20 protein-coding genes are annotated in these 22,743 nt (G+C 45.1%); 3 read left to right on the plus strand and 17 right to left on the minus strand.

Going from position 1 to position 22,743, the window contains the following annotated elements; genetic code table 11:
• Window positions 1-67: 67 nt before the first annotated feature.
• The 13 genes from BLR42_RS09010 to BLR42_RS09070 form a co-directional block, all read right to left on the minus strand.
• Window positions 68-445, minus strand: coding sequence for a rod-binding protein (locus tag BLR42_RS09010; protein ID WP_022760328.1), 378 nt, complete (start codon window positions 443-445; stop codon window positions 68-70).
• Window positions 446-459: 14 nt separating this feature from the next.
• The gene (locus BLR42_RS09015) at window positions 460-1,287 is read right to left on the minus strand and encodes a flagellar hook-basal body protein (protein ID WP_022760329.1); all 828 of its coding nucleotides are present in this window, start codon (window positions 1,285-1,287) and stop codon (window positions 460-462) included.
• Window positions 1,288-1,389: 102 nt separating this feature from the next.
• The gene (locus BLR42_RS09020) at window positions 1,390-2,250 is read right to left on the minus strand and encodes a flagellar hook-basal body protein (RefSeq protein ID WP_022760330.1); all 861 of its coding nucleotides are present in this window, start codon (window positions 2,248-2,250) and stop codon (window positions 1,390-1,392) included.
• 25 nt (window positions 2,251-2,275) lie between these two features.
• On the minus strand, window positions 2,276-3,268 hold the full coding sequence (locus BLR42_RS09025) for a rod shape-determining protein (protein WP_022760331.1): 993 nt from the start codon (window positions 3,266-3,268) through the stop codon (window positions 2,276-2,278).
• Window positions 3,269-3,511: 243 nt separating this feature from the next.
• A complete protein-coding gene (gene uvrA / locus BLR42_RS09030; protein ID WP_091868403.1) occupies window positions 3,512-6,373 on the minus strand; it encodes an excinuclease ABC subunit UvrA in 2,862 nt (953 codons plus the stop codon).
• A gap of 50 nt (window positions 6,374-6,423) precedes the next feature.
• Window positions 6,424-8,412, minus strand: a complete 1,989-nt coding sequence (gene uvrB, locus BLR42_RS09035; RefSeq protein WP_026498322.1) for an excinuclease ABC subunit UvrB — start codon at window positions 8,410-8,412, stop codon at window positions 6,424-6,426.
• A 62-nt stretch (window positions 8,413-8,474) separates the two neighbouring features.
• Window positions 8,475-9,386 (minus strand): serine/threonine protein kinase, encoded by a 912-nt coding sequence (locus BLR42_RS09040; protein WP_091868405.1) that lies wholly within the window; start codon window positions 9,384-9,386, stop codon window positions 8,475-8,477.
• Window positions 9,332-9,955, minus strand: coding sequence for a hypothetical protein (locus BLR42_RS09045; protein ID WP_091868407.1), 624 nt, complete (start codon window positions 9,953-9,955; stop codon window positions 9,332-9,334). Before BLR42_RS09045 ends, BLR42_RS09040 begins: the two co-directional genes overlap by 55 nt.
• 197 nt (window positions 9,956-10,152) lie before the next feature.
• Entirely contained in the window at window positions 10,153-11,400 is a 1,248-nt protein-coding gene (locus BLR42_RS09050; RefSeq protein ID WP_091868409.1) for a S41 family peptidase, read from the minus strand.
• Window positions 11,401-11,461: 61 nt separating this feature from the next.
• The gene (locus BLR42_RS09055; protein ID WP_242879288.1) at window positions 11,462-12,685 is read right to left on the minus strand and encodes a murein hydrolase activator EnvC family protein; all 1,224 of its coding nucleotides are present in this window, start codon (window positions 12,683-12,685) and stop codon (window positions 11,462-11,464) included.
• A gap of 33 nt (window positions 12,686-12,718) precedes the next feature.
• Window positions 12,719-13,615 (minus strand): permease-like cell division protein FtsX, encoded by an 897-nt coding sequence (gene ftsX / locus BLR42_RS09060; RefSeq protein ID WP_022760338.1) that lies wholly within the window; start codon window positions 13,613-13,615, stop codon window positions 12,719-12,721.
• On the minus strand, window positions 13,602-14,345 hold the full coding sequence (gene ftsE / locus BLR42_RS09065) for a cell division ATP-binding protein FtsE (RefSeq protein WP_022760339.1): 744 nt from the start codon (window positions 14,343-14,345) through the stop codon (window positions 13,602-13,604). Before ftsE ends, ftsX begins: the two co-directional genes overlap by 14 nt.
• Before the next feature lie 45 nt (window positions 14,346-14,390).
• Window positions 14,391-15,473 carry a PucR family transcriptional regulator gene (locus tag BLR42_RS09070; RefSeq protein WP_022760340.1) on the minus strand — a complete coding sequence of 361 codons (1,083 nt, stop codon included), beginning with the start codon at window positions 15,471-15,473 and terminating at the stop codon, window positions 14,391-14,393.
• A gap of 210 nt (window positions 15,474-15,683) precedes the next feature.
• Here BLR42_RS09070 and BLR42_RS09075 point away from each other — a divergent pair, with 210 nt between their 5' ends.
• Entirely contained in the window at window positions 15,684-15,875 is a 192-nt protein-coding gene (locus BLR42_RS09075; protein ID WP_022760341.1) for a YjfB family protein, read from the plus strand.
• Between the two features lie 120 nt (window positions 15,876-15,995).
• On the opposite strand, the gene BLR42_RS09080 is transcribed toward BLR42_RS09075, so the two are convergent.
• From BLR42_RS09080 to BLR42_RS09090, 3 genes are read right to left on the minus strand one after another with little or no spacing between them, the layout of a single operon-like run.
• A complete protein-coding gene (locus tag BLR42_RS09080) occupies window positions 15,996-16,832 on the minus strand; it encodes a CvfB family protein (RefSeq protein ID WP_091868411.1) in 837 nt (278 codons plus the stop codon).
• A 2-nt stretch (window positions 16,833-16,834) separates the two neighbouring features.
• Complete coding sequence (locus tag BLR42_RS09085) at window positions 16,835-17,593, minus strand: acyl-[acyl-carrier-protein] thioesterase (protein WP_091868413.1); 759 nt, start codon at window positions 17,591-17,593, stop codon at window positions 16,835-16,837.
• Window positions 17,594-17,597: 4 nt separating this feature from the next.
• Window positions 17,598-19,385 (minus strand): DUF6020 family protein, encoded by a 1,788-nt coding sequence (locus tag BLR42_RS09090; protein WP_091868415.1) that lies wholly within the window; start codon window positions 19,383-19,385, stop codon window positions 17,598-17,600.
• Window positions 19,386-19,437: 52 nt separating this feature from the next.
• Here BLR42_RS09090 and BLR42_RS09095 point away from each other — a divergent pair, with 52 nt between their 5' ends.
• Window positions 19,438-21,036: a hypothetical protein gene (locus tag BLR42_RS09095; protein ID WP_091868417.1), complete on the plus strand. Its 1,599-nt coding sequence runs from the start codon at window positions 19,438-19,440 to the stop codon at window positions 21,034-21,036.
• Here the strand turns inward: BLR42_RS09095 and BLR42_RS09100 are convergent.
• The gene (locus BLR42_RS09100) at window positions 21,007-21,444 is read right to left on the minus strand and encodes a sugar 3,4-ketoisomerase (protein WP_242876618.1); all 438 of its coding nucleotides are present in this window, start codon (window positions 21,442-21,444) and stop codon (window positions 21,007-21,009) included. The two genes, BLR42_RS09095 and BLR42_RS09100, sit on opposite strands and share 30 nt — an antisense overlap.
• Before the next feature lie 149 nt (window positions 21,445-21,593).
• Here BLR42_RS09100 and BLR42_RS09105 point away from each other — a divergent pair, with 149 nt between their 5' ends.
• Window positions 21,594-22,742: an AI-2E family transporter gene (locus BLR42_RS09105; RefSeq protein WP_091820036.1), complete on the plus strand. Its 1,149-nt coding sequence runs from the start codon at window positions 21,594-21,596 to the stop codon at window positions 22,740-22,742.
• Window position 22,743: the final 1 nt, after the last annotated feature.

Raw genomic sequence — 22,743 nt, forward strand, 5'->3', positions numbered from 1 at the left:
TTTCCTCCCAAAGGACAAAACTATTCCCTCTTCGTTTAAAAAGAGGGAATAAATAATTGCTTATAATTTATAAATCGTAATTTCTCTTCATGTTCTCATACAGCATCTGGGCCAGTCCCACGCTCTGTTTGTCAGCTCCTGTAGCCGCTATATCCTGAATTGTCAGATCCTTGAAATAGTCAACCATTTTCCCCATGGATCCCGACTCATCCTTGCTGAATACCTTGGCTGTCTTCTCATAGCCCTTGTAGATCTGTTCCATGAAGTATGCCTCAAACTGCTTGCAGGCATCCATGAGCTCTTTATCTACCTGAGCCTTATCCTCCTCCGTCTCGATTCGTCTGACTTTGGAGGCAGCCGAGTTTATCTTCTCGGATGCAGCCTGGCTGCTGGCGTACTGTGAAATTCCCGATAAGCTGTTCATTGAATTCATATCAATAGCCATATCTTATACCCTTATTATCTCTTCAGACCGTTTGCTGTCTGCATCATCTCATCAGTTGTGGTAATCGCTGTAGAGTTCATCTCATAAGCTCTCTGCGCTACGATAAGGTTAACCATCTCAGTCGCAACATTTACATTAGAGCCTTCCAGATATCCCTGAACCACCTGGCTTCTTCTGATACCGGCTGTTGTGGCTTCGGGTAGAGCATTACCGCTCGCCATTGTTGCCATAAAGCTTGTATCTCCGACTCTCTCAAGTCCCTCCGGATTTCTGAACTGGAAGAGAGCAATTGTTCCTATATCCTGTCTGTCCTGGTTCGCATCGAGGTAATAAAGATTACCTTCCTGGTCGCAGGTAATATCTGTAGCCTTAACGGTTTCTGCATTAACAACCAGAGGCTGTCCGTCTATTCCGAGAACCGGATTACCTTCAGAGGTTGTAAGCTCCAGCGTATTCTGCTCTGTAAGCGCCCATACAAAGTTACCGTTTCTGGTGTATCTGAGATTAGCGGCATTCAAATCCTGAGCGTCTGTCGAATATACAAAGAACCCGTCTCCCTGAATCGCAAATGCCGAACTGGAATCGTTGTCCTGCATATTTCCCTGTGTAAAGAAGGAATTGATGGATGAAACTCTTACGCCAAGACCAACGTCCGAATTAACAGGTGAACCTGTGGTCTGTACCGTCTTGGTTTTCAGCTCCTGATAAAGTAAGGATTTGAATTTTGCGCTCTGCGCTTTATAACCCGCGGAATTGACATTCGCGAGATTGTTTGCGATGGTATCAACGTTTGTCTGCTGAGCATTCATTCCGGATGCTGCTGTCCATAAGCTTCTTACCATATAATACCTCCTGGCAATTTAGAAAAATAACCTTCATCTTGTAATATAGCCATATTCTGCCAATTAATTTATCGGCATTTTATCAGGCATACTTAACCTTTATTAAGTAATTCTTCCAAGCTGATTCACTGCTATATCAAGAGTGTCATCCTCTGCCTGCATTGCCTTGGCATTGGTATCGTAATTTCTCTGAATGGTGATAATATTGGTCATCTCATTGACCACACTGATATTGGATGACTCCAGATATCCCTGATTAACCGTAGCATTAGCTGCCTCGGCAGTTGTGGATACCACCTGAGCTCCGCCGTCACCGATGATAAAAGCATTATCCTGATATCTCTGTAAAAACTGCGGAGAATCAAAGCTTGCCACCTGAACCGTAGCAACGACATTCTGATTCTGGATAATTCTGCCGTCCTGTAAAATTGTAGTATCCGCCAGGGGATCAATCTGAATAGGATTATTGTTGACATCCAGGACATTATTACCCTCGCTGGTGACAAGGTAGCCATCCACTGTAAGGGTAAAATTACCGTCTCTGGTATATTTGATAAGCTGTCCGCCTCCATCCGGATCATCGGAGGCAAAGGAAGTAGCAAAAAATGCATTACCGCCGGCGGTCATGTTGTCATTAACCTGATCGGCATCAACATTCGGAAGCCCGTTATTAAGAGCGAGATCAAATTTCTGCTCAGTATGTCTTAAGGCTCCCTGTTCAAAATTGGTATAGGACCCGGCAAGTTTAACGCCGGGATTCATAAGGCCGAGTCTCCGCGCTGTCCAGGGTGCATCGGAGTAATCCTTGATCTTCAATCCCAGAAGATCACGGAATGAACGGCTTACCGTACGTTCCTCCTTGAAACCGGTGGAGTTCACATTGGCAAGATTATTGGTCTCAATATCCATGCGACTCTGCTCGTTGATCATACCTGTATACGCGGTGTACAGACCTTTTACCATATTTACCTCACTAAGTGATTACTTGTTAGCCTTCGCGATATCCTGCAAGGAACTCAACATAACGTCCTGTTCCTATTGCCACCGCAGTCATGGGATCCTCTGCTGTCACGGTATTGATACCTGTCTTGGATGCGATCAGGTCATCAAGTCCGCGAAGAAGGCTGCCGCCACCTGTAAGGACGATTCCTCTGTCTGCGATATCTGCAGCAAGTTCCGGAGGAGTCTTCTCCAATACGCTGTGGATAGCTTCCACGATCTGGGCTGTGGTCTCTCTCAAGGCCTCTTCAGTTTCTTCTGAGGACACCTTAACAGTCTTCGGAAGACCTGTTACAAGGTTACGTCCTCTAACATCCATATAATCGGCTTCTGCTCTGGGATATGCTGCACCAATCTTGATCTTGATATCCTCGGCTGTTCTCTCACCGATAAGAAGATTGTGCTTTTTACGCATATATCTGACAATGGCTTCATCAAAATCGTCGCCCGCAATCTTTACAGATGTGCTGACAACAGTTCCGCCAAGGGAAATAACCGCGATATCGGAAGTACCACCACCTATATCAACGATCATGTTGCCGCAAGGCTTTGTAATATCTATTCCTGCGCCGATTGCTGCTGCAATGGGCTCCTCAATGATACGAACATCTCTGGCACCTGCCATAAGAGTTGCATCCTCAACCGCTTTACGCTCAACCTCTGTAACCCCACTGGGTACACATACTGCTATAAGAGGCTTTCTGAAGGTTCTGTGTCCGATTGCCTTGGTGATGAAGTACTTCATCATCTGCTCGGTAACTTTATAATCTGAAATAACACCCTGTCTGAGCGGTCTTACCGCAACGATATTGCCGGGTGTACGTCCAAGCATCAGTCTCGCATCCTCACCGATAGCCTTGATCTTCTCGGTATCTCTGTCATACGCTACAACCGAGGGCTCCTTCAAAACTACACCCTTACCACGGATGTAAACAAGGATACTTGCTGTTCCTAAATCGATTCCTATATCTGTATACTGCATGTAATCTATTACCCCTTTCTGGAAATAAGGCTCAGAGCGCATAGTCGCTCACAATAACTTTAATAATGATATAATTCATCTGCCATTATAAACCAATGGGGCAAGTTTTTAAACATCTAATCGTATTTTTTATTACTATGTAGTATTTACACACATGGAATAACGCATTAAAACACCTACACCTAATCAGTATTTTTATCGGCAATACTTTATAAAAACTTTATACTTTTATATAAAAAATTTTCATTTTTTCTCGAGCATCTTTTTGATATAGGCACCTGTATAGGACTGTTTACACTTCGCCACCTGCTCAGGTGTACCCGAAACCACAACGGTTCCGCCGCCGGAGCCGCCCTCGGGGCCCATATCTATGATATAATCTCCGGTTTTGATGACATCAAGGTTGTGTTCAATGACGATAACCGTATTGCCCGCTTCCACCAGCTCATGAAGAATTTTCACCAGTTTTTGTACATCTGCAAAATGAAGACCTGTCGTAGGCTCATCCAGAATGTAGATGGTCTTACCTGTACTTGCTCTGGAAAGCTCTGTTGCAAGCTTTATTCTCTGAGCCTCACCTCCGGAGAGCTCCGTGGAGGGCTGTCCCAGTTTGACATAGCCAAGTCCCACATCGTACAGGGTTTTGATTTTTCTTCTTATGGTCTTTATGTTTTCAAAGAAAGGCAGCGCCTCTTCAACTGTCATATCAAGAACATCGTAGATATTCTTTCCTTTATAATGCACCTCCAGCGTTTCTCTGTTATAGCGCTTTCCACCGCAGACCTCGCAGGGAACATATACATCCGGAAGGAAATGCATCTCGATCTTGATGATTCCGTCTCCTCCGCAGGCTTCGCAACGTCCGCCCTTAACATTGAAGGAAAATCTTCCCTTCTTATAGCCTCGTGTCTTGGCGTCGGGAGTGCCCGCAAAGAGATCTCTTATCATATCAAACACACCTGTATAGGTGGCAGGATTGGATCTGGGGGTCCTTCCTATGGGCGACTGGTCAATTGCGATGACCTTATCAAGCTGTTCTATGCCCTCGATCCCCTTATGTTTACCCGGAATACATCTTGCTCTGTTAAGATCTCTCTCCAGGTGCTTATACAAAATCTCATTTACAAGCGAGCTCTTGCCCGATCCGGATACACCGGTAACAATAGTCAGAACGCCGAGAGGAAACTTTACATCTATATTCTTAAGATTGTTCTCCTCTGCCCCCTTGACCTTGATCCAACCGGTCGGTTTCCTTCTGTGATCCGGGACCTCTATTTTAAGCTTACCCGAGAGGTACTGTCCTGTGATGGACTCCTTAACCTGCATGATCTCTTCAGCTGTTCCGGCAGCAACAATCTCACCGCCATGCGAGCCCGCACCAGGCCCCACATCCACGATGTAATCAGCTGCCCTCATGGTATCCTCGTCATGTTCGACCACAATGAGAGTATTTCCGAGATCCCTGAGATTCTTAAGTGTATTCAAAAGTTTGTCATTATCTCGCTGGTGAAGACCAATACTGGGCTCATCAAGGATATAGCATACTCCGCAAAGCCCTGAACCTATCTGCGTCGCAAGTCTTATGCGCTGTGCCTCTCCACCAGATAGAGTTCCGGTTGCTCTGGAGAGCGACAGATAATCGAGTCCCACATCTATAAGGAATCCGACTCTGGCTCTAATCTCTTTCAAAACCTGAGCTCCTATAAGCTCCTGCTGCTTTGTAAGCTTTAAATTCTCAAGATATTCATGGAGTTCTCCGATTGACATTGAGGTAATCTCAAAAATATTTTTATCGTCAATCGTAACAGCCAGCGAATCAGCCTTAAGTCTCTGACCCTTACATGCAGGGCAGGGAGTGATGCGCATATACTGTTCATACTCCGCCTTCTGATTTTCCGAGTAAGTTTCGCGATATCTCTGCTCCACATTTTTAATGAGTCCGTCAAAGGTGATGGGATATCTTCCCTCACCTCTCTGTCCGGTGTACTCGACCAAAACCTCCCTGTCTGCACCGTGAACCAGCATGTCTCTTACTTTCGTAGGCAGCTTCTCATAGGGTGTATCAAGGCTGAACTTGTAGGACTTTGCCAGTGCTCTAAGCATAGCATTGGTAAAGCTTCCCTCCTTACCCGAGGACTGCCATCCCATAACCTGAAAACAGCCCTCACTTATGGAAAGCGACTTATCGGGAATCATGAGATCCTCATCAAATTCCATCCTGTAACCAAGTCCCGTACACTCGGGACAGGCACCGAAGGGATTATTAAAGGAAAAGCTTCTGGGTTCGATCTCGGAAATACTGATGCCGCAATCCGGGCACGCAAAGCTCTGGCTGAAGTTCATAGGCTTTCCGTCTATGACATCAACCGTAAGAAGCCCCTCCGCAAGATTCAGAGCGCTTTCTATGGAGTCCGTAAGCCTGCCTCTAAGTTCCTCGTTATCAGCTCTGATAACAAGTCTGTCGACTATTATCTCAATATTATGCTTAATATTTTTATCAAGCTTGATCTCTTCCGAAAGGTCATACTGGCTGTCATCAATTCTCACACGTACAAAGCCCGCTCTCTTCGCTCTGTCGAGAACCTTGGCATGCTCACCCTTCCTGCCTCGAACGACAGGGGCGAGTATCTGAAATCTTGTACCCTCCTCCAGGGACAATATCTGATCCGCCATCTCATCGACGGTCTGCCTTCTGATCTCTCTGCCGCAGTTAGGGCAGTGCGGTATACCTATACGGGCATAGAGAAGTCTAAAATGATCATATATCTCTGTCACCGTACCAACTGTGGATCTCGGGTTCCTGTTTGTGGACTTCTGATCTATGGATATAGTAGGCGAGAGACCCTCTATTTTCTCAACGTCAGGCTTATCCATCTGTCCCAGAAACATTCTCGCATAGGAAGACAGAGACTCCATATATCTTCTCTGCCCTTCCGCAAAAATCGTATCAAAGGCCAGGGAGGATTTTCCCGATCCCGACAGTCCCGTAAATACAGTAAGAGTCTCCCTGGGGATGTTGACCTCCAGGTGCTTTAGGTTGTGTTCGTTTGCTCCGCGAACACGTATGTAGTCGTGTATATCTTCTGATAGTATTTTTTTCGCCATTTTATGCCCTCATCCGGCGCTACGCGCCACCTTCCCCCAGGGGGAATGCTTTATTTTGTCACCTCTAATAGATGCTTCTTCAGATCAATCATCTGGTCGCGCAGCATCGCAGCAGTCTCGAAATCAAGGTCGACAGCCGCCTTCTTCATGCGCTTCTCAACATCCTTGATAACCTTCTCGAGTTCCTTCTTATCCATGGACTCGGGATCCTTCTCAAACTGTACCTCCTGCTTCGCAACAGCCTTGGTAACACTGATGAGATCTCTGACAGCCTTCCTGATGGTCTGCGGTGTGATGCCGTGCTCTTCATTGTACTCCTGCTGGATTTTCCTTCTGCGCTCTGTGATCTCTATCGCATTCTTCATGGAATCCGTCATATTATCGGCGTACATAATGACACGTCCGTCCGCATTTCTTGCTGCACGTCCGATGGTCTGTATAAGAGATGTTTCTGAGCGAAGGAATCCCTCCTTATCGGCATCTATGATAGCCACAAGCGCTATCTCGGGAATATCAAGACCCTCTCTAAGCAGGTTGATTCCCACAAGAACATCGAATACATCAAGTCTCATATCCCTGATAATCTCAGACCTCTCCAAAGTATCTATATCAGAGTGCATGTATCTCACCCTGATGCCTGTATCTGCTAGGTACTCTGTGAGATCCTCCGCCATCTTCTTGGTAAGGGTTGTTATAAGCACCTTATTGTTTCTGGCAGTCTCCTTATTGATCTCCGTAATCAGGTCATCAATCTGTCCCTCGACAGGTCTCACCGAGATCTCCGGATCAAGAAGTCCCGTAGGTCTGATAATCTGCTCGGCGCGCAGTAGCTCATGCTCCGCCTCGTAAGGGCCGGGCGTAGCCGAACAGAACAGCATCTGATCAATATGTGTTTCAAACTCCTCGAAATTCAGCGGTCTGTTATCAAGAGCCGAAGGCAGTCTGAAGCCATAGTCCACCAGCGTGGTCTTTCTTGATCTGTCCCCATGGTACATAGCGCCTATCTGCGGAATAGTCATATGGGACTCATCGACAATTATCAAAAACTCTCCATCAAAGAAGTCCATAAGCGTAAGCGGCGGTTCACCCGGCTTTGCAAAATTTAGATGCCTCGAATAATTCTCAATGCCTGAACAAAAACCGGTCTCTCTCATCATCTCAACATCAAAATTCGTTCTCTCAGCGATTCTTTGAGCCTCGATCAGCTTATCCTCGCTCTTGAAAAACTTCACCTGCTCATCAAGCTCGGCTTCGATATTCTGACAGGCCAGATTTATCTTCTCCTGAGGAACTACATAGTGCGATGCGGGATAGATCATAACGTGAGTCAGCTCATTTCTCACAGTGCCCGTCACAGGCTCAACCTCACAGATTCTGTCTATCTCATCTCCGAAAAGCTCAATCCTTATAAGATAATCATCCGCCTGGGCAGGGAAAATCTCTATGGTATCGCCTCTTACTCTGAAATTACATCTGTTAAGATCAAGGTCATTCCTTGTATACTGGATTGCCACCAGGTCCTTCAGTATCTGTTCTCTGCTTCTCTCCATCCCGGGACGAAGCGAAATAGACATCCCCTTGAATTCATCGGGACTTCCAAGACCGTAGATACAGGACACGCTGGCAACAACTATGACATCCTTCCTCTCCGAAAGTGATGCCGTAGCCGAAAGCCTGAGCTTATCAATCTCATCATTTATCGAGGAGTCCTTGGCAATGTAGGTATCCGTCTGAGGAACATAGGCCTCGGGCTGGTAATAATCGTAGTAGGATACAAAGTATTCGACCGCGTTATTTGGGAAAAACTCCTTGAATTCACCGTAGAGCTGCCCCGCCAGAGTCTTGTTATGACTTATCACAAGAGTCGGCTTATTCAGCGCCTGAATTACATTTGCCATCGCAAAGGTCTTACCGGATCCGGTAACTCCCTGAAGAGTTTCGAACTGATTCCCCGCTTTAAATCCGTTTACTAGAGCCTCTATCGCCTGCGGCTGATCTCCGGTCGGCTTATATTCTGATTTAAGTTCAAAATGATCCATGATATTACCTCAAGTATTCTTCCGAACATATTTTCGATATATCACTTATTCTATCATATCATTTATAAAAACTCAATCGTATCAAATGTTCTTACAATATCTATAAAAAGCTCGGGTTCATGCGGCTTTTGGCCAAAATACCCCTCACCTTTTCCTGGCTTTTCTCTGTCAAAAAGCCTCACCAAAATACTCTTCTTTTTCTTCCGGGTTTTTATCATCAGAAGATCTGCCGGTATATCACTGACTCTTGAATATCTTTCGCCGGCAACAGGCGCGCAGCACCTTTTAATTACTCGGCACATCTCATCTTTGAAGGCATCAGATACATTTGACCCGGAAAGCAAAACCTCCATCGTTCTTCCAAGCTGATAGATATCTGTTGCAAAGCACTCAGAAGAAAGGCCTCCGTATTGCTCGGGCGCCGCGTACCCTTTTGTACCCGCACCTGTAATACTGCTGTTTTTCATAGCCTCTTCTCTCTCATAACCCGCGTAAATCGCCGCTGTTCCGAAATCAATAAGGTAAAGCTTACCCTCCTTAGAGGTCATGATATTCGAAGGCTTTATATCCCTGTGGATGACAGGTGTCCTAAGTTCATGAAGAGCACCCGTAATTTTGCAGATATCTGTGAAAAGTGCCTTTAACTCATCTTCACTGCTTTCTCCAAGGTCCGCGTGTTCAAGCGTAAAACCACCCAGATACTCCATAACCATCTCTCTTTCGGAAAATGACAAAGGCTCCGGGGAATACTTATATCCCGCATTTTTAAGATACCTAAGGACCCGCCATTCATTTTCAAGCTGAAGCAGCGCATTTTTCCCTCTGCTTGCCCTTTTGACAACGCAGAATTTGCTTTCTCCCTGCAGAACCCCGAGGTAAACCTCAGAATTACCGCCTCTTCCTATACGCTTTTTTGCTACTACTTCACACATACCGCCGCTGCCGTGACAGGTCTCTTCTCTCCTCTGCTCCATAGCTGGCTCCTTAAGTACTCAATATTTTTTTGCATCTCGTTATTGCCAACGCACATCTGCGGGCAAAGTCTCCTATGAATTTCTGTATCTCTCTGCCTTTCAAAAAATGCACTGTTTGCAGCTATCAAAGTGCTTCCTTCGGGAAGCCTCCCCTCGAGATAATAGTATTGTCCATGCATAATTACATCATCTTCCTCGAAAAGATCGGTCGCACCAAGCCTTCCGATGCGCATAACCCTGTTGCATCCTCTGTTCATAGCATAGTAATTTATTCCCTTCATTACCAGCACCGTAATGTCGGGCGTACTCTTTCCAACCAGAAAGCCACTATGGCCAAACTTCTTAAACAACCTCTGAAGAAGTGCCGGTACATCCTTATCATAGCCTTTATGTATCAGCTTTTCGGCATTTCTTATAATCCTGTCGCTTAGTTTCTTATTGGCTCCACAGGAGCTGAGCACCATTACCACCAGATCCGACCTGTCTTTTAAATGTATTCCCTTTACCAAAAGTCCGTCATTATTAAGTTTTTCTCCCGGCTCACGAAGCGTGGCCGCATAGTAATCCATTTACCACACACCCTTTCATAGTTAATTTATTAAAGAATGGAAATATATCCGCGAATCCGGATACGGCTTAGAATTTTAAAAACAGAAGAAACTATATCGCAAAAAATATTTTTTGTAAAGAATATTTTTTAAACAAAATAAAAGCGCCTCTGCCCAAATCGGCAGAAGCGCAGTAACATAACGCCAATATAAAATTTTTACGCTGCATCATCAAGTGCAGAGCTCTTGATTTCTTTCTTAATGATCTCAATAGCCTTGTTCAGCTGATTGTCCGTACCATCCTTGTTGTACTTTTCATAATCAAGCGCAATCTCCACATCGGGAGTAATTCCGACACCATTAATATCTGTGCCCTTGGGTGTGAAATAATTACTGATTGTAAGCTTAACGGCAGTCCCGTCGGTGAAGGGGAAAATCCTCTGTACCACACCTTTTCCATAGGTGGTCTCACCAACGATAGTGCCCTTGCCATAGTCCTTAATAGCTCCGGACAAAATCTCCGATGCACTTGCAGAATAACCGTTTACCATCACAACCAAGGGGATGTCGATTTCATTCTTTCCATCGCACTCATAATCTTCTCTGTTGCCATCTCTATCCACCGTATATACAATATCTCCCTTAGGCAGAATCTGTCTTGCAATCTGGCATACAGCAGAAAGACTTCCGCCGGGGTTGGATCGAAGATCAAGAATAAGCGCCTTCATACCTTTTGACCTCAGCTCAGTCATACCCTCGGTAAACTGCCCCGGTGTCACGGAATCGAATTCGGTGATGCCGAGATATCCTATATCGTCTTCAAGCATCGTGGTATTAACTGTCTGGGTCTCAAGCTTATCTCTTTCAACCTCGAATTCCAGATAATCCGGCTCTCCTTCGCGGTAAATGGTAATCTTTACCTTGGTGCCGATCTCGCCGCGTATAAGCTGTACTACTTCATTCAGAGTCAGTCCCTGTACGTTCTCTCCGGCAACCTTATAGATTACATCATTTGCTTTAATGCCGATCTTTTCGGCAGGTGAATCCTTAATTGTTCCTGTTACTCTCGGAAGATTGGTGTCCTTGTCCATGCTGACATAGGCACCTATACCATAGTAAATACCCTCTGTATCCGACATCAGATCCTCGTACTCGGAAGTGGTATAGTACTCGGAATACGGATCCTGCAAAGATGAAACGACGCCCTTGTAAATAGCATCCGCTTCAGCGGCCCGGTCAACCTCGGTCTTGTAATAATAATTATTTATTGTATCCTCTATGACCTTAACCTTATTGATGGTATCATCGCTCATAGCGGTATTGGTACTATCCTTTTTCGAACCGAAAATCGAAAAGCCCTTCGCCCTTATCACAAACAGTCCTGCAACTATCAGCACTGCAGACAGAAGAAAACCTGCTGCAAGTCCAATAAAAAGCAGACTGATCTTATTTTCCTTTGGTTCCATAGTGGTACTTCCTTTCAGTCTCAGTCAGCTCCCATCAGAGGAGTGGCTGAATAAAAATGTATCATTTCAGATAATTCCACGGGCTTACATAACTTCCGTTAAGTCTTACTCCGAAATGAAGGTGCGGTCCCGTAGATCTGCCGGTCGAACCGACAGAGCCGATTCTCTGGCCCTTAGTCACCTCAGCTCCTGTTGAAACGCTGAGCGAGGATGCATGCATATAAATCGTATACAGTCCGCTTCCATGGGATATCATAACATAGTTTCCCATTGTCGAATTATAAGCAGCCGCCACAACCTTGCCGTCATAAGCCGCAAGTATGGCAGAACCGCTTGCTGCAGCGAGATCGATGCCGTTATGCATCTTCTGAATCCCCAGTGTGGGATGCATTCTCATACCATAGTCATCCGATATTCTTGTATATGAAGGACAGGGAAAAGTGAACATTCCTCCGTCATACTTTCTTGCATTCTGAGCCGCAAGCTCAGCCTTTTCTGCCTCAACAGCCTTCTCAAGAGCTGCGATTGTGGCATTTTCTTCCGCAATCTGTTTCTCATACTCCGCGATGGCAGCCTCTTTATCCTGAATGTTCGCGGAAAGCTTGGTTACCTCCGTATTCTTCTCAGCGATAAGAGTCTGAAGATTGCCTTCCTCTATAACAACCTCTGCCTTGGCTTCATCAAGGGTTTTCTTCTCCTCCTCAAGAACCTCTTTTGTAAGAGTGGTGAGTTCCGTCTGTGCTATATACTCATCGAGCCTACCCTTGTCATAGGCTGACAGTTCCTCTATATACTCTACCTTATTAAGCATATCTGAAAAGGTCCCCGTCTCCAGTAAAAGCTGGAAGTAAAGTGTATCTCCCCTCTCATACATGAAACGGATTCGCTTTTTCATAGCTTCATACTGCTCGTTCTGGATTCTGATATCCTCCTCGAGCTCAGCCGTTGTCTCTTCTATATCTTTTTCTTTCTGTTCAATCTTATCACCGAGATCCTGTATCTTCTTCTGAATGTCATCAAGGTTTGCATCCAGCTTGGTGATATAGGAATTCAGATCCGACTTCTCTTTTTCAAGAGATTTCTTAACAGACTGCAAATCGGTGAGAGAGCTCTTCATGGAATCCCTCTCCTTCTTCGCGTCTTTGATCTGTCCCTCTTTTTTCTTTATACTCTCCGCAGTTACAGCGGCGCGCACAGGTGTCCCCGCAAAAGAAACTGTGCCTGCAAGCAGGCACAGAACCAGAACTGACCCTGTTATTCTTTTCCCAAATGTCGTACTAATCAAAATCCGGCAGCCTCCCCATAAACTCCGTTGCTCTTATACATGAAGGTGTTTACGTACAGTTGTAACACTTCCAAGGAAACCGATTCCCACTCCTATAAGAATTGAAATAGGTGTAAGAGCTTCAAAAATCTTTCCTACCGGAAGAATATCCAGTATTGAATTAAGCATAGAAAATCTGATTGCCAGGAATTCTTTTGCCTTATTGTAGATAAAATAAATTATCACAAGCGGGAAAAGTGAACCTATAAGTCCGATAATAATACCCTCTATGACAAATGGCGCACGCACGAAAAAGTCCGTGGCACCGATGTACTTCATGATATTTATCTCTTCTTTTCTGACCGAAATTCCTATCGTAACCGTGTTGCTGATAAGGAAAATTGAAACCAGCAAAAGAATTCCGATTATTCCGAGTGATACATAAGCTATCAGGCTGTTGATTCCGCTCAGCGTGGAAGCCGTAACCTCAGATCTGTTGACCATCCTTACGCATTCTATCGATTCGAGATAGGTTACCAGCGCAGGCTGCATGGACACATCATTTAAGTAAATCTGAAGGTTCGCAGAATCCTCCAACGGGTTCTCCGTAAAGCCGTCCGCATACTCTCCAAGGTAATCGGTTTTAAATCCCTCCCAGGCATCCAGAGCAGAAATATACTCAACTCTGCTGACCTCAGGTCTCTTTTCAATCAGAGATTTGGTCGCAAGGATTATATCCTCCGTCGTTCCCTCATTGAAAAATACCGTAACGGAAACTCCCTCCTCAGCTGTCTGAACCACATGCTGAAAATTGGTTACTATCGAATAAAATATACCAAACAGGAACAGGCAGGCACTGATTGTTGCAATTGATGCAAGCGTATACCATCTGTTACGACCAAGGTTCCTAAAGCCCTGTCCTATTGTATAGAAAAAACTACTCATCCTCATCGTGATACTCACCCTCTTCTTCGTCGTGAATCACGACGCCTTTTTTCATAGTAATAACGCGCTTGTGCATCGCGTTAACAATCTCCCTGTTGTGTGTAACAACAATTACCGTCGTCCCGTTAAGGTTGATCTGCTCCATGAGCTTCATGATCTCCCAGGTATTACCGGGATCGAGGTTACCCGTAGGCTCATCCGCAAGAAGTATCTCCGGCTTATTTACAATAGCTCTTGCAAGGGCAACTCTCTGCTGCTCTCCGCCTGCAAGCTGAGTTACCTTACTCTTGTATTTTCCTGCAAGTCCCACCATTGCGAGAACCGAAGGAACATTTCTCTTGATATCTCTGTTGGACTTCTGGATTATTCTCTGGGCAAAAGCGACATTTTCATAGACATTTCTGTCCTTCAGAAGTCGGAAATCCTGGAATACTATTCCAAGCTTTCTTCTGAACTTCGGGATGTTTCTGTGTCTCATTCTGCCAAGGTCCTGTCCCATAACGGTGATAGTTCCGTCAGAAGGAACAAGCTCCCTCAGAAGCAGCTTTATCAGGGTGGATTTACCCGATCCGCTGTCTCCTACTATAAAAACAAATTCACCCTTCTTTATGTGAAGGGTGACTCCATTTAAAGCTGGTGCTCCCGTAGAATAAGATTTTGTCACGTTATCGAGCGTGATGATCTCATCCTCCGAAACCGGTCCGGCGGCACGTTTTCTTCTGTAAACTTTTTCCATACTTATTACTCCTACTACTTAACTGTATCGCGATCCTACGTATTCTTAGTATCGCTCCATGTATTTCATGTATCGTACAACCATCAGTGCAATCTTGAATGTGATGGCGTCATCGAATACACGAAGATCAAGACCTGTGCTCTTTTGGAGCTTATCAAGTCTGTAAACCAGAGTGTTTCTGTGAATAAACAGCTGTCTGGAAGTCTCTGAAACATTAAGGTTATTTTCAAAGAACTTATCAATCGTCGCAAGTGTCTCCTGATCGAATCCATCGGGATTTTTACCGCCGAATATCTCACGGATAAACATCTTGCAAAGCGGAATGGGCAGCTGATATATAAGTCGTCCGATGCCAAGCTCCCCATAGCTTATAACCTTGCGCTCATCGAAGAAAATTCTTCCTACGTCTAGCGCCATCTTGGCCTCTTTATATGAACGGCTGACTTCCTTAATCTCTCCTACAACAGTACCGATGGCAATATGAACGTTGGTTATGCCCAGGGACTCAAGATGCTCCTGGAGTTCTCCCGCAGACTTTGAAATCTCTTCGGGTTTGCTGTATTCGGACACATCCTTAACGACAATAACATTGTCCTCATCCACTTCTGTCACAAAATCACCGCCGTTACCGGTGCCATGAGTTCTTATAAGCTCAAGCACATTGTTCTCACGAACCTTATCCGCGGAAACAATCATGGTTACACGCTTGGAATCGGACGGAATGTGAAGTTTCTTAGCTCTACTATATATATCCACCAGAAGAAGGTTGTCAAGGAGCAGGTTCTTGATGAAATTGTCCTTATCAAACCTCTCTTTGTAAGCAACAAGCAGTCCCTGGATCTGATATGCGATCATCTTGCCAATAGTATAGGTGCTCTCACCGCTTCCCGCAGCGATCAGTATATACTCGAGCTGCTGCTCATCATATACCTTGAAAAACTGATAGCCCTGCACTTCCTGAGAATCAGCAGGTGATCTGACAAAATCACGAACAGAATCACCCATGTTTGTAAAGTCGGGTCTTGTTGCGGCAACCTCGTTTCCATCTACGTCAAGTACGCATAAATCCACATGTGCTATGCCTTTTAAGCCGTCTATGGTATTTTGAAGGATCTGATTTGAAATCATAATTAATCTCCCAAAATTAATTTTTCATTGTTCTTATTTTATTCTACTCGATAAATGCATAAAAATCCACAAATTTTATCTGTTTTTTTGTTGATTTTCCATAATAATTTTTGAGGGTGTTTTTTCCGATATAAGAAATGGATAAGGATACATGTGCAGTGGTGTGATTTTACACCAAAGCAGTACCCAAAAATGCCTAAGGAGGTGCCTATGGACATACCTGAATTATCAATGGCATTATCGGCAAGCAAGCTTCAATCTGACTGGGGAACAGCTATGCTCTCCAAGAATCTTGACGCTCTGCAGGATGTCGGCAACACCATTGAAGAAATGATCGATGTGTCCGCCCTCGAAAGGTCAGTCAACCCGAACCTGGGTGGCACAATCGACATCCGGCTGTAAATTCAGCCACGAACGGACACCCCACACATATCATATTATTGTTTCAGCCTCGTTACGCAGAGCGTATAATCGGCTGAAAAATAACACGATATGTGTGGGGTGTCCTGTTTCTTGCCTTTATTATCCCCTCATCCTTATCTCATCTGTGCCAATCTCGATTCTGCCTTCCTTGAGGAGGTGGCCGATGGCGCGTTTGAATTCGTTTTTACTCATGGACATTTCGTCGCGGATGAGTTGGGGGTCGGCTTTGTCGGTAAAAGGAAGGCGGCCGCCGTTTTCCTGCATAGCTTCGAGAATAGCCTCCGCATCAGAGCCGATCTGAAGATATGCTTTCTCGCGAACACTGAGAGTGAGCTTTCCATCGTCGCGAACCTCTACCACTCTGGCGGTTATCTCATCGCCGATCTTGATATCTCCGTACAGCTCCTTCTTGGGAATGAGAGCTGAGAAAATATCGTCAACAGCCACGAAAACTCCGAAGTTTGAACTGGTCTCATAGACTGTTCCGCGAACTCTGTCATCCTTGTGATAAGGGCTGTCGGTTCTAAGGAACTCATATACATTCATAGTAACCGCAAGTCTTCCGGATTTATCCACATAAAGGGCACAAAGAACACTCTCGCCCTTCTTCACTTTTCTGGTCTGCTCTCTGAAGGGAAGAAGCACGTCCTTCTCAAGTCCCCAATCCATAAATGCTCCGATTTTTCCTACATCGGTGACAGTGAGCATATTGACGTCGCCCAGCATGAGCTTGGGAGTCTTGGTCGTGGCGATGAGTCTGTCATCCGAATCCTTGTAAAGGAAAACGGTAAGTTTATCTCCTATCACTGAGCCCTCGGGCACCTGCTTTTTAGGCAAAAGCACCTTGTCCTCGTCGCCCTGCTTCTCTGCAAGGTAAACTCCGAAATCCACCTGTTTAATAATTATCAGTTCCTGTTTTTCTCCGATTCTTAACATTTCTATAATCCTTTTATTTCTATTATTGCATATGGTTTGCCGGCATCATCGTTTATATACGTGAGATAGCTGTCTTCCCCCACATAAACCACCGGTTGTACCTCATCTCTCAGATGCGCCTGCTGCCTATACTCCGCTCTTATCTGAATCTTTTCCCTGCTCCTTGCAAGGTTCCTCAGCTTATCCAGATCATTTTTCTCCGCCACATAATCGAAAGCCTGAAGCGCAATACGTATGTACTGCCCGTTGTTCACATGAAGGTTTGAATCAAGATGATGCATCCCGATTATCTTAGAAGGCGCCTTGAATGTCGCTGCACCCTCCACCGGGCGAATCTTTCTTGAGGCGTAGTCCATTGGGAGCTTCTCATCAAGAGGATAGGTAGCAATTATATCATCGTCTATCCTAACCGGTGTCCCTTTTTCCATATTGATCAGTGTCCACACGGAATTCGCAACCGCAAGCCTCTCGCCATCCTCGGTATCCATATAAAAATTTCTGAGTCCGAAAAATCCGTTAAGCTCATAGGGTACGGTACCCGTCACAACCCTTTCGCCAAGCCCCGGCAATCTGTTCACCACCACCTGCCAGCTGTTTAAAACCCAGGCCGTTCCCTTTTTTGCCATCTCTTCTATGGTCGCAGGGCCTTCCTGTGTCTGAAAAGTCGAGCAGTCCTGGAAATAATCTATAAGCGATTCAAATGTAAGATAATTTTCTATATCCGTTTCCGAATACCGTATTCTTGAATTAAATGAGTACATTTTTTTAAATCCTCTTCTTAATTATCATAGCACAAATCGCTGCCGTTAGCGGCATAAGCATCACGACGCAGTATTCGTACCTAAAGTCCACCACCGGAGCTGCTATAAGGAGCGTAAGCACAAGCGCTGCCTGCAGTATCACAAAAACCGAAAGCTTTCCGCCCATAGTCTTTTTCTTCCAGAGCATCATAAAAAGGACAAAAACCACAAGCCATGTGTAAGCTCCGGCGCACCATAGCATCCCGTAAAGCGGCACAAAGCTTCCGAGCTTGATAAGAATTTCCTTTCCCTTTACAACCGCTTTTCCTCCTATAAGAGGCGTAGGCACAAGCCCATAGGAATTGCCCATTATGCCGTCGATATTCCCCACATCATAGGAAACATCAGGATACACGTATCCGCCCTCAAGGTCAAACCAGGCTCTTATATAATGCACGGGATGCGCCAGTCCAAGTCGCATCCACAGCCCAAGATAGGCACCTTTGTTATTCTCGATAATCTCGGGATGCCCTACCCTTACAAGTTCCTTGATATTATCCGCAAAATCCGGAGCATAAAGCTCATGGATATAGGTGGTGTCTATGACCGCCTCCACCAGTTCCCTGTCACCGGAAGATAATTCCTCATCCTCCACCAGAACTCTCGCCACCTGCTGAAGAGGCAGTGATAGCGATTCCGTAAAATCAGGCTGCACAACACCTGCAGCATTCATAACAGGTCCCTTTATCAAAAGGGCAATCACCACTGCGGCTATTACAGAGACAAGCGCCTGCCTCATATTTTTCCTGAAACCATAGATGAAAAACGGCGCACATACCAAAAATGCATACCAACCGTTCGATCTGAAAACAGACATCAAAACCGAAAGAACTGCAAAACCGGCGAAATCCATAGCTCCCGGATTTTCCTTAAAGCTCATCTCACAGAGCCTGCATCCAAGCAGCATAACTATCCCCGCAAAGGGAATGTCCTTCCAGATGGTAACTGAAAACACCGCATTAAACGGTACCAGCGCAAAGAATGCAAGAGACAAAAAAGCAGGGACAGCTTTTCCCGTAACCCTTTTTACCTGCACCACTACTCTCGAACAGCAAATAGCAAAAAAGATCATCTGTGCCACTGTATAGAAACTTATCGCTTTATTCACATCACCCGTGACCGACATGCCAAGCTTATAAAACAGTGCTATCAACATCGTATGCGCTATCGGATGATGATTGGAAAGTGGATTCACTCCGATAACCTGCTCATATTGCACGATGGAATCTGCGGTCATGATCCCGGGGTATTCATATAGAAAGTATGGGAGCCAGCACAGAAAGCAAATCGCTGCGGCCAAAAAGAAAACTGCTGTGTCACTAAGAGTATTTACCCCGGCACCTGCCTTTTCAACAATCTCATCATCACCCTTTGCAGAGCCCTCTTTAGGAATAGGAAACGGATTCCCAACCTTCAAAACCAGCTGAAACACCCTAAAATACGAAAGGAAAATTCCCACCAGCATAATGGCAATTCCAAGAAGCCTGAACAGGGCACTGTCAAAACGAGCCACCGCTCTTTTCCCGTACAAAAATATCACTGCGGCCGTCAATATCGCGGACATCACATATATAGGCAAAAAGAGCTTCCGCTTTCTGTTTTTTCTCGCCTTCACCCCCATCGCACAAAACAGCGCAAAAAAGACAAGTGTCAGCGGATTTCTGACTGTGATCCCCAGCATGAGCTGAAGTCCCCATGTACACAAAAATGCCACAAGAGCATTATTCAATTCTTTTTTCTCCAAAACTTCCATATCTGTTATAATCCTTGTAGAAATAGCGGACCGAAAGGAACTACATTATCGCATGAACAGTCAAAACTTACCATCAGACAACACAATAAAAGTCCATGAGCTTATTTACTACATATATTTCCTTTTGCTTTTTGGCGCAAGAGCCATCGGACTCTATGACGGACAGCCCGTTTACAACGCCTGCCTTGTCCTTGGCATGCTCGCTTTTATCATCAAAATCGCGGCCACAAGGCACACACTTTACGAATACATCGCAGGAATTGCCTTTCTGGGAACCGGCGCACTGACCTACCTCTGCTCCGGGGAAAAAGGTCTCCTTATCTACTTTACCATGATGCTCGGCATGAAGGGTATACGTGAAAAAAAGGTTGCAAAGCTGGGACTCATCATCCTTTCCGTCTCCTACTTTGTCCTCTACCTGCTCTCCGTCACCGGCATCATCTCCGAGCTAAATCACATGAATAAGCGTGGTGACTTCGGATATCTCCTTCGTCATTCCCTGGGATATCCCTATCCCAACACCGCGCACACAACGCTTTTAATACTGATTATCTTATTTTTCTATCTATATGAAGCGAAGGATCTTAGAACCCTCCTCAAGGCTTCGATCATAGCCTTGCTCCTTAACTTGTATGTTTATCTCTACACGGTAAGTCTCACGGGACTTATATCCATCTGTTTGTACCTTGTCATAAACATCTATCTTCAGGTAAGGAAAAACCGCACCAAGGCAGAGGACACAATTATCTCGCTGCTCTTTCCCGCTATAGTTATCTTCTCGATCGCGGGACCTCTCATTGCAAAGGGCAGTGCTTTTGAATTCCTGAATAAGCTTCTTCACAAGCGCTATGAATATGCGCTGTATTTCCTGACCAATGAAAAGATTACACCCTTCGGTTCTTATTTCAAAGTGCCGCCCACCAACTGGTATATGCTCGACAACTCCTTCCTGTATCTGTTTTTGCAGCTTGGAGTGGTACCTTTCGCTCTGGTCTGCGCTCTCTATATTATGTGGATCGGAAATCTCGTAAAGGGAAACAAAACCCGGGAGCTGGCAGTCATCATCACCTTCTGCTTTATCGGAATGAGTGATCCCTTCCTGTTTAACCTAAGCTTCAAGAATCTGACCTTCATATTCCTTGGCGCTTACCTTTATGATTCTCTGAAAAAAATGGAGAACACGCTTCCCGCCGTACTGAGCAAGGAAATAATTATCCTTCCGTTTGGCGAAAAAGAAATATCTGCTTTCAAAAACGGATTTGCCATTCCCGGAAAAATCCTGTCAAAAAGCTTTTATGAAATCAGCATACACCTCGTAAGGTATGCGCTCATTTTCGCAGTAATCGGGCTTATCGGCTGCGCTTTTTATACAAAAACTCACACTGAGCCCAAGGTTCTGTATGTCGATACAAAAATCGCAGATCCGTACTTCAAGCACAAAAATATTGAAATGACTCAGGCCGATGTCGATGCCGCACTGGCTGCCGGAGATCTCGTCGAAGGCTACGACAGCGACGATCCAACCATGTATGTGTTTAAGAAAAATGCTCCGCATATGGAATATATACGAAGCACTCTGACCTTCGGTATCTGGGCCGGTCTTATTGCGGCTCTGATAATATCAATTGTCGGATCCGCCCGCAAACGATGAGATTTCTCTTACATACTCATCGTAGTCTCTAATGTATTCACTTGCGTCATAGTGCTCGCTTGCAAGGACAAGCAGCACGGAATCGGCGCTGAAATCGTACATCTCCTTCCAAACCATGTTAGGAAGATATATTCCGGTATTCGGTCTGTTCAGACAGAAAATCGTCTCATTCCCCGCTCCGTCCATAACCTTAACCTTACTGGTTCCCGCCACGTTTATAAGCACAAACTCAGTCCTCTTATTCGCGTGCTGACCGCGAACAACGGTTGCGTCACTTCCATACATATAGAAGGCTCTCTTTATATCGAAAGGGATATCCTTCCCACCTTCCACGATGACAAGCTGACCTCTCTCATCACCCATGTCCTTGAATTCTATCATCTTTACGCGGTCCATATGATTAAGCATAACTAAACTCCCACACGTCAATAATTGAACGAAACTTAATACTTTTTTAATTGAAAGACTCTTTATATAAGACTAAAATTATAAAAGAGGCTACGTTACATTATAAATTAAGATTGGGGGTTTGTGCAATTTAAGCACAAAGGACAGACATGAATTTCTTCAAAAAATGCATGAACCAGAAATGGTTTCCTTACACAGTGGCATCCTGTTCCGCAGTACTTGTTTATCTTGGCGTGTCACACATTAACCTGCTGTTTAAAGGAATAGCTGTACTTGGGAAATATTTTTCACCGGTAATAACTGGACTGATCCTGGCATATGTTCTGCATCCGCTTGTTGCCTTTTTCGAAAGGACTATCCTTTCAGGAATAAAACAAAACGGAATAAGAAGGTCTCTGGCAATACTTCTCTCTGTCATGGTTGTACTGTTGTTTATCGCAATACTGATGATTGCCCTGATTCCTCAGCTTGTAGACAGTATTACGACTTTTGTGTCAAACCTGGACAGCTATGCACGTTCGTTGGAAAACCTGCTGAATAACTTAAATGTCCAGGCAGGTAACTTCCATATCAACCTTTCCGGAATCATAGGCAAGATCAATACCTTCCTGTCGCAGTTTGCACAGAAGCTCCCTCAGGCCATGTCCCAGATAATAAATGTATCTGCCGGCATAGGTAAGGGATTCTTCAACTTTATCCTTGGCTCTATCCTCGCCCTGTACTTTCTTGCAGGCATGGAAAAGCTTCAGGCCGGAAGTGTCAGGCTTATGAAGGCATTTATTCCTGACAGCTTTTATCAGAGAATGAGCACATTCTGGAGCACCTGCAACGATATCCTGAAGCGCTACATCGCAGGAGATCTTCTGGATGGACTAATCGTCGGAATAGTAAACTGGTTCTTTATGACAGTGACCGGCATGTCCTACTCAGTGCTGATCTCACTGTTTGTCGGAGTAACCAATCTCGCGCCTACCTTCGGACCCATAGTCGGTGCCATTATAGGTGCTTTCATCCTGGTTTTGGTAAATCCTATCCATGCACTTATCTTCCTCATCTTCACAATAGTGCTGCAGACAGTTGACGGATATATTATCAAACCCAAACTTTTCGGAAATACACTTGGTGTCTCAGCCGTTTGGATACTTGTTACTTTGGTAGTCGGCGGGCGCATGTTCGGCGTTGCCGGAATCATGCTTGCCATTCCGTTTGCCGCTATCTTTAACTTTACATATCAGAATTGGATTCAGAAAAGAGAGGCTGCTCTTGCCGATAAAGCAGAACCCCCTGAAGAGGAATAAT

It is taken from the genome of Butyrivibrio sp. INlla16 (assembly GCF_900104155.1).
Taxonomy (GTDB): Bacteria; Bacillota; Clostridia; order Lachnospirales; family Lachnospiraceae; genus Butyrivibrio.

Excerpts from the sequence above, each read along its gene's own strand:
- BLR42_RS09010 (WP_022760328.1), bottom strand. The coding sequence starts at position 445 with ATGGCTATTGATATGAATTCAATGAACAGCTTATCGGGAATTTCACAG.
- BLR42_RS09015 (WP_022760329.1), bottom strand. The coding sequence starts at position 1,287 with ATGGTAAGAAGCTTATGGACAGCAGCATCCGGAATGAATGCTCAGCAG.
- BLR42_RS09020 (WP_022760330.1), bottom strand. The coding sequence starts at position 2,250 with ATGGTAAAAGGTCTGTACACCGCGTATACAGGTATGATCAACGAGCAG.
- BLR42_RS09025 (WP_022760331.1), bottom strand. The coding sequence starts at position 3,268 with ATGCAGTATACAGATATAGGAATCGATTTAGGAACAGCAAGTATCCTT.
- uvrA (WP_091868403.1), bottom strand. The coding sequence starts at position 6,373 with ATGGCGAAAAAAATACTATCAGAAGATATACACGACTACATACGTGTT.
- uvrB (WP_026498322.1), bottom strand. The coding sequence starts at position 8,412 with ATGGATCATTTTGAACTTAAATCAGAATATAAGCCGACCGGAGATCAG.
- BLR42_RS09040 (WP_091868405.1), bottom strand. The coding sequence starts at position 9,386 with ATGGAGCAGAGGAGAGAAGAGACCTGTCACGGCAGCGGCGGTATGTGT.
- BLR42_RS09045 (WP_091868407.1), bottom strand. The coding sequence starts at position 9,955 with ATGGATTACTATGCGGCCACGCTTCGTGAGCCGGGAGAAAAACTTAAT.
- BLR42_RS09050 (WP_091868409.1), bottom strand. The coding sequence starts at position 11,400 with ATGGAACCAAAGGAAAATAAGATCAGTCTGCTTTTTATTGGACTTGCA.
- ftsX (WP_022760338.1), bottom strand. The coding sequence starts at position 13,615 with ATGAGGATGAGTAGTTTTTTCTATACAATAGGACAGGGCTTTAGGAAC.
- ftsE (WP_022760339.1), bottom strand. The coding sequence starts at position 14,345 with ATGGAAAAAGTTTACAGAAGAAAACGTGCCGCCGGACCGGTTTCGGAG.
- BLR42_RS09070 (WP_022760340.1), bottom strand. The coding sequence starts at position 15,473 with ATGATTTCAAATCAGATCCTTCAAAATACCATAGACGGCTTAAAAGGC.
- BLR42_RS09075 (WP_022760341.1), top strand. The coding sequence starts at position 15,684 with ATGGACATACCTGAATTATCAATGGCATTATCGGCAAGCAAGCTTCAA.
- BLR42_RS09080 (WP_091868411.1), bottom strand. The coding sequence starts at position 16,832 with ATGTTAAGAATCGGAGAAAAACAGGAACTGATAATTATTAAACAGGTG.
- BLR42_RS09085 (WP_091868413.1), bottom strand. The coding sequence starts at position 17,593 with ATGTACTCATTTAATTCAAGAATACGGTATTCGGAAACGGATATAGAA.
- BLR42_RS09090 (WP_091868415.1), bottom strand. The coding sequence starts at position 19,385 with ATGGAAGTTTTGGAGAAAAAAGAATTGAATAATGCTCTTGTGGCATTT.
- BLR42_RS09095 (WP_091868417.1), top strand. The coding sequence starts at position 19,438 with ATGAACAGTCAAAACTTACCATCAGACAACACAATAAAAGTCCATGAG.
- BLR42_RS09100 (WP_242876618.1), bottom strand. The coding sequence starts at position 21,444 with ATGCTTAATCATATGGACCGCGTAAAGATGATAGAATTCAAGGACATG.
- BLR42_RS09105 (WP_091820036.1), top strand. The coding sequence starts at position 21,594 with ATGAATTTCTTCAAAAAATGCATGAACCAGAAATGGTTTCCTTACACA.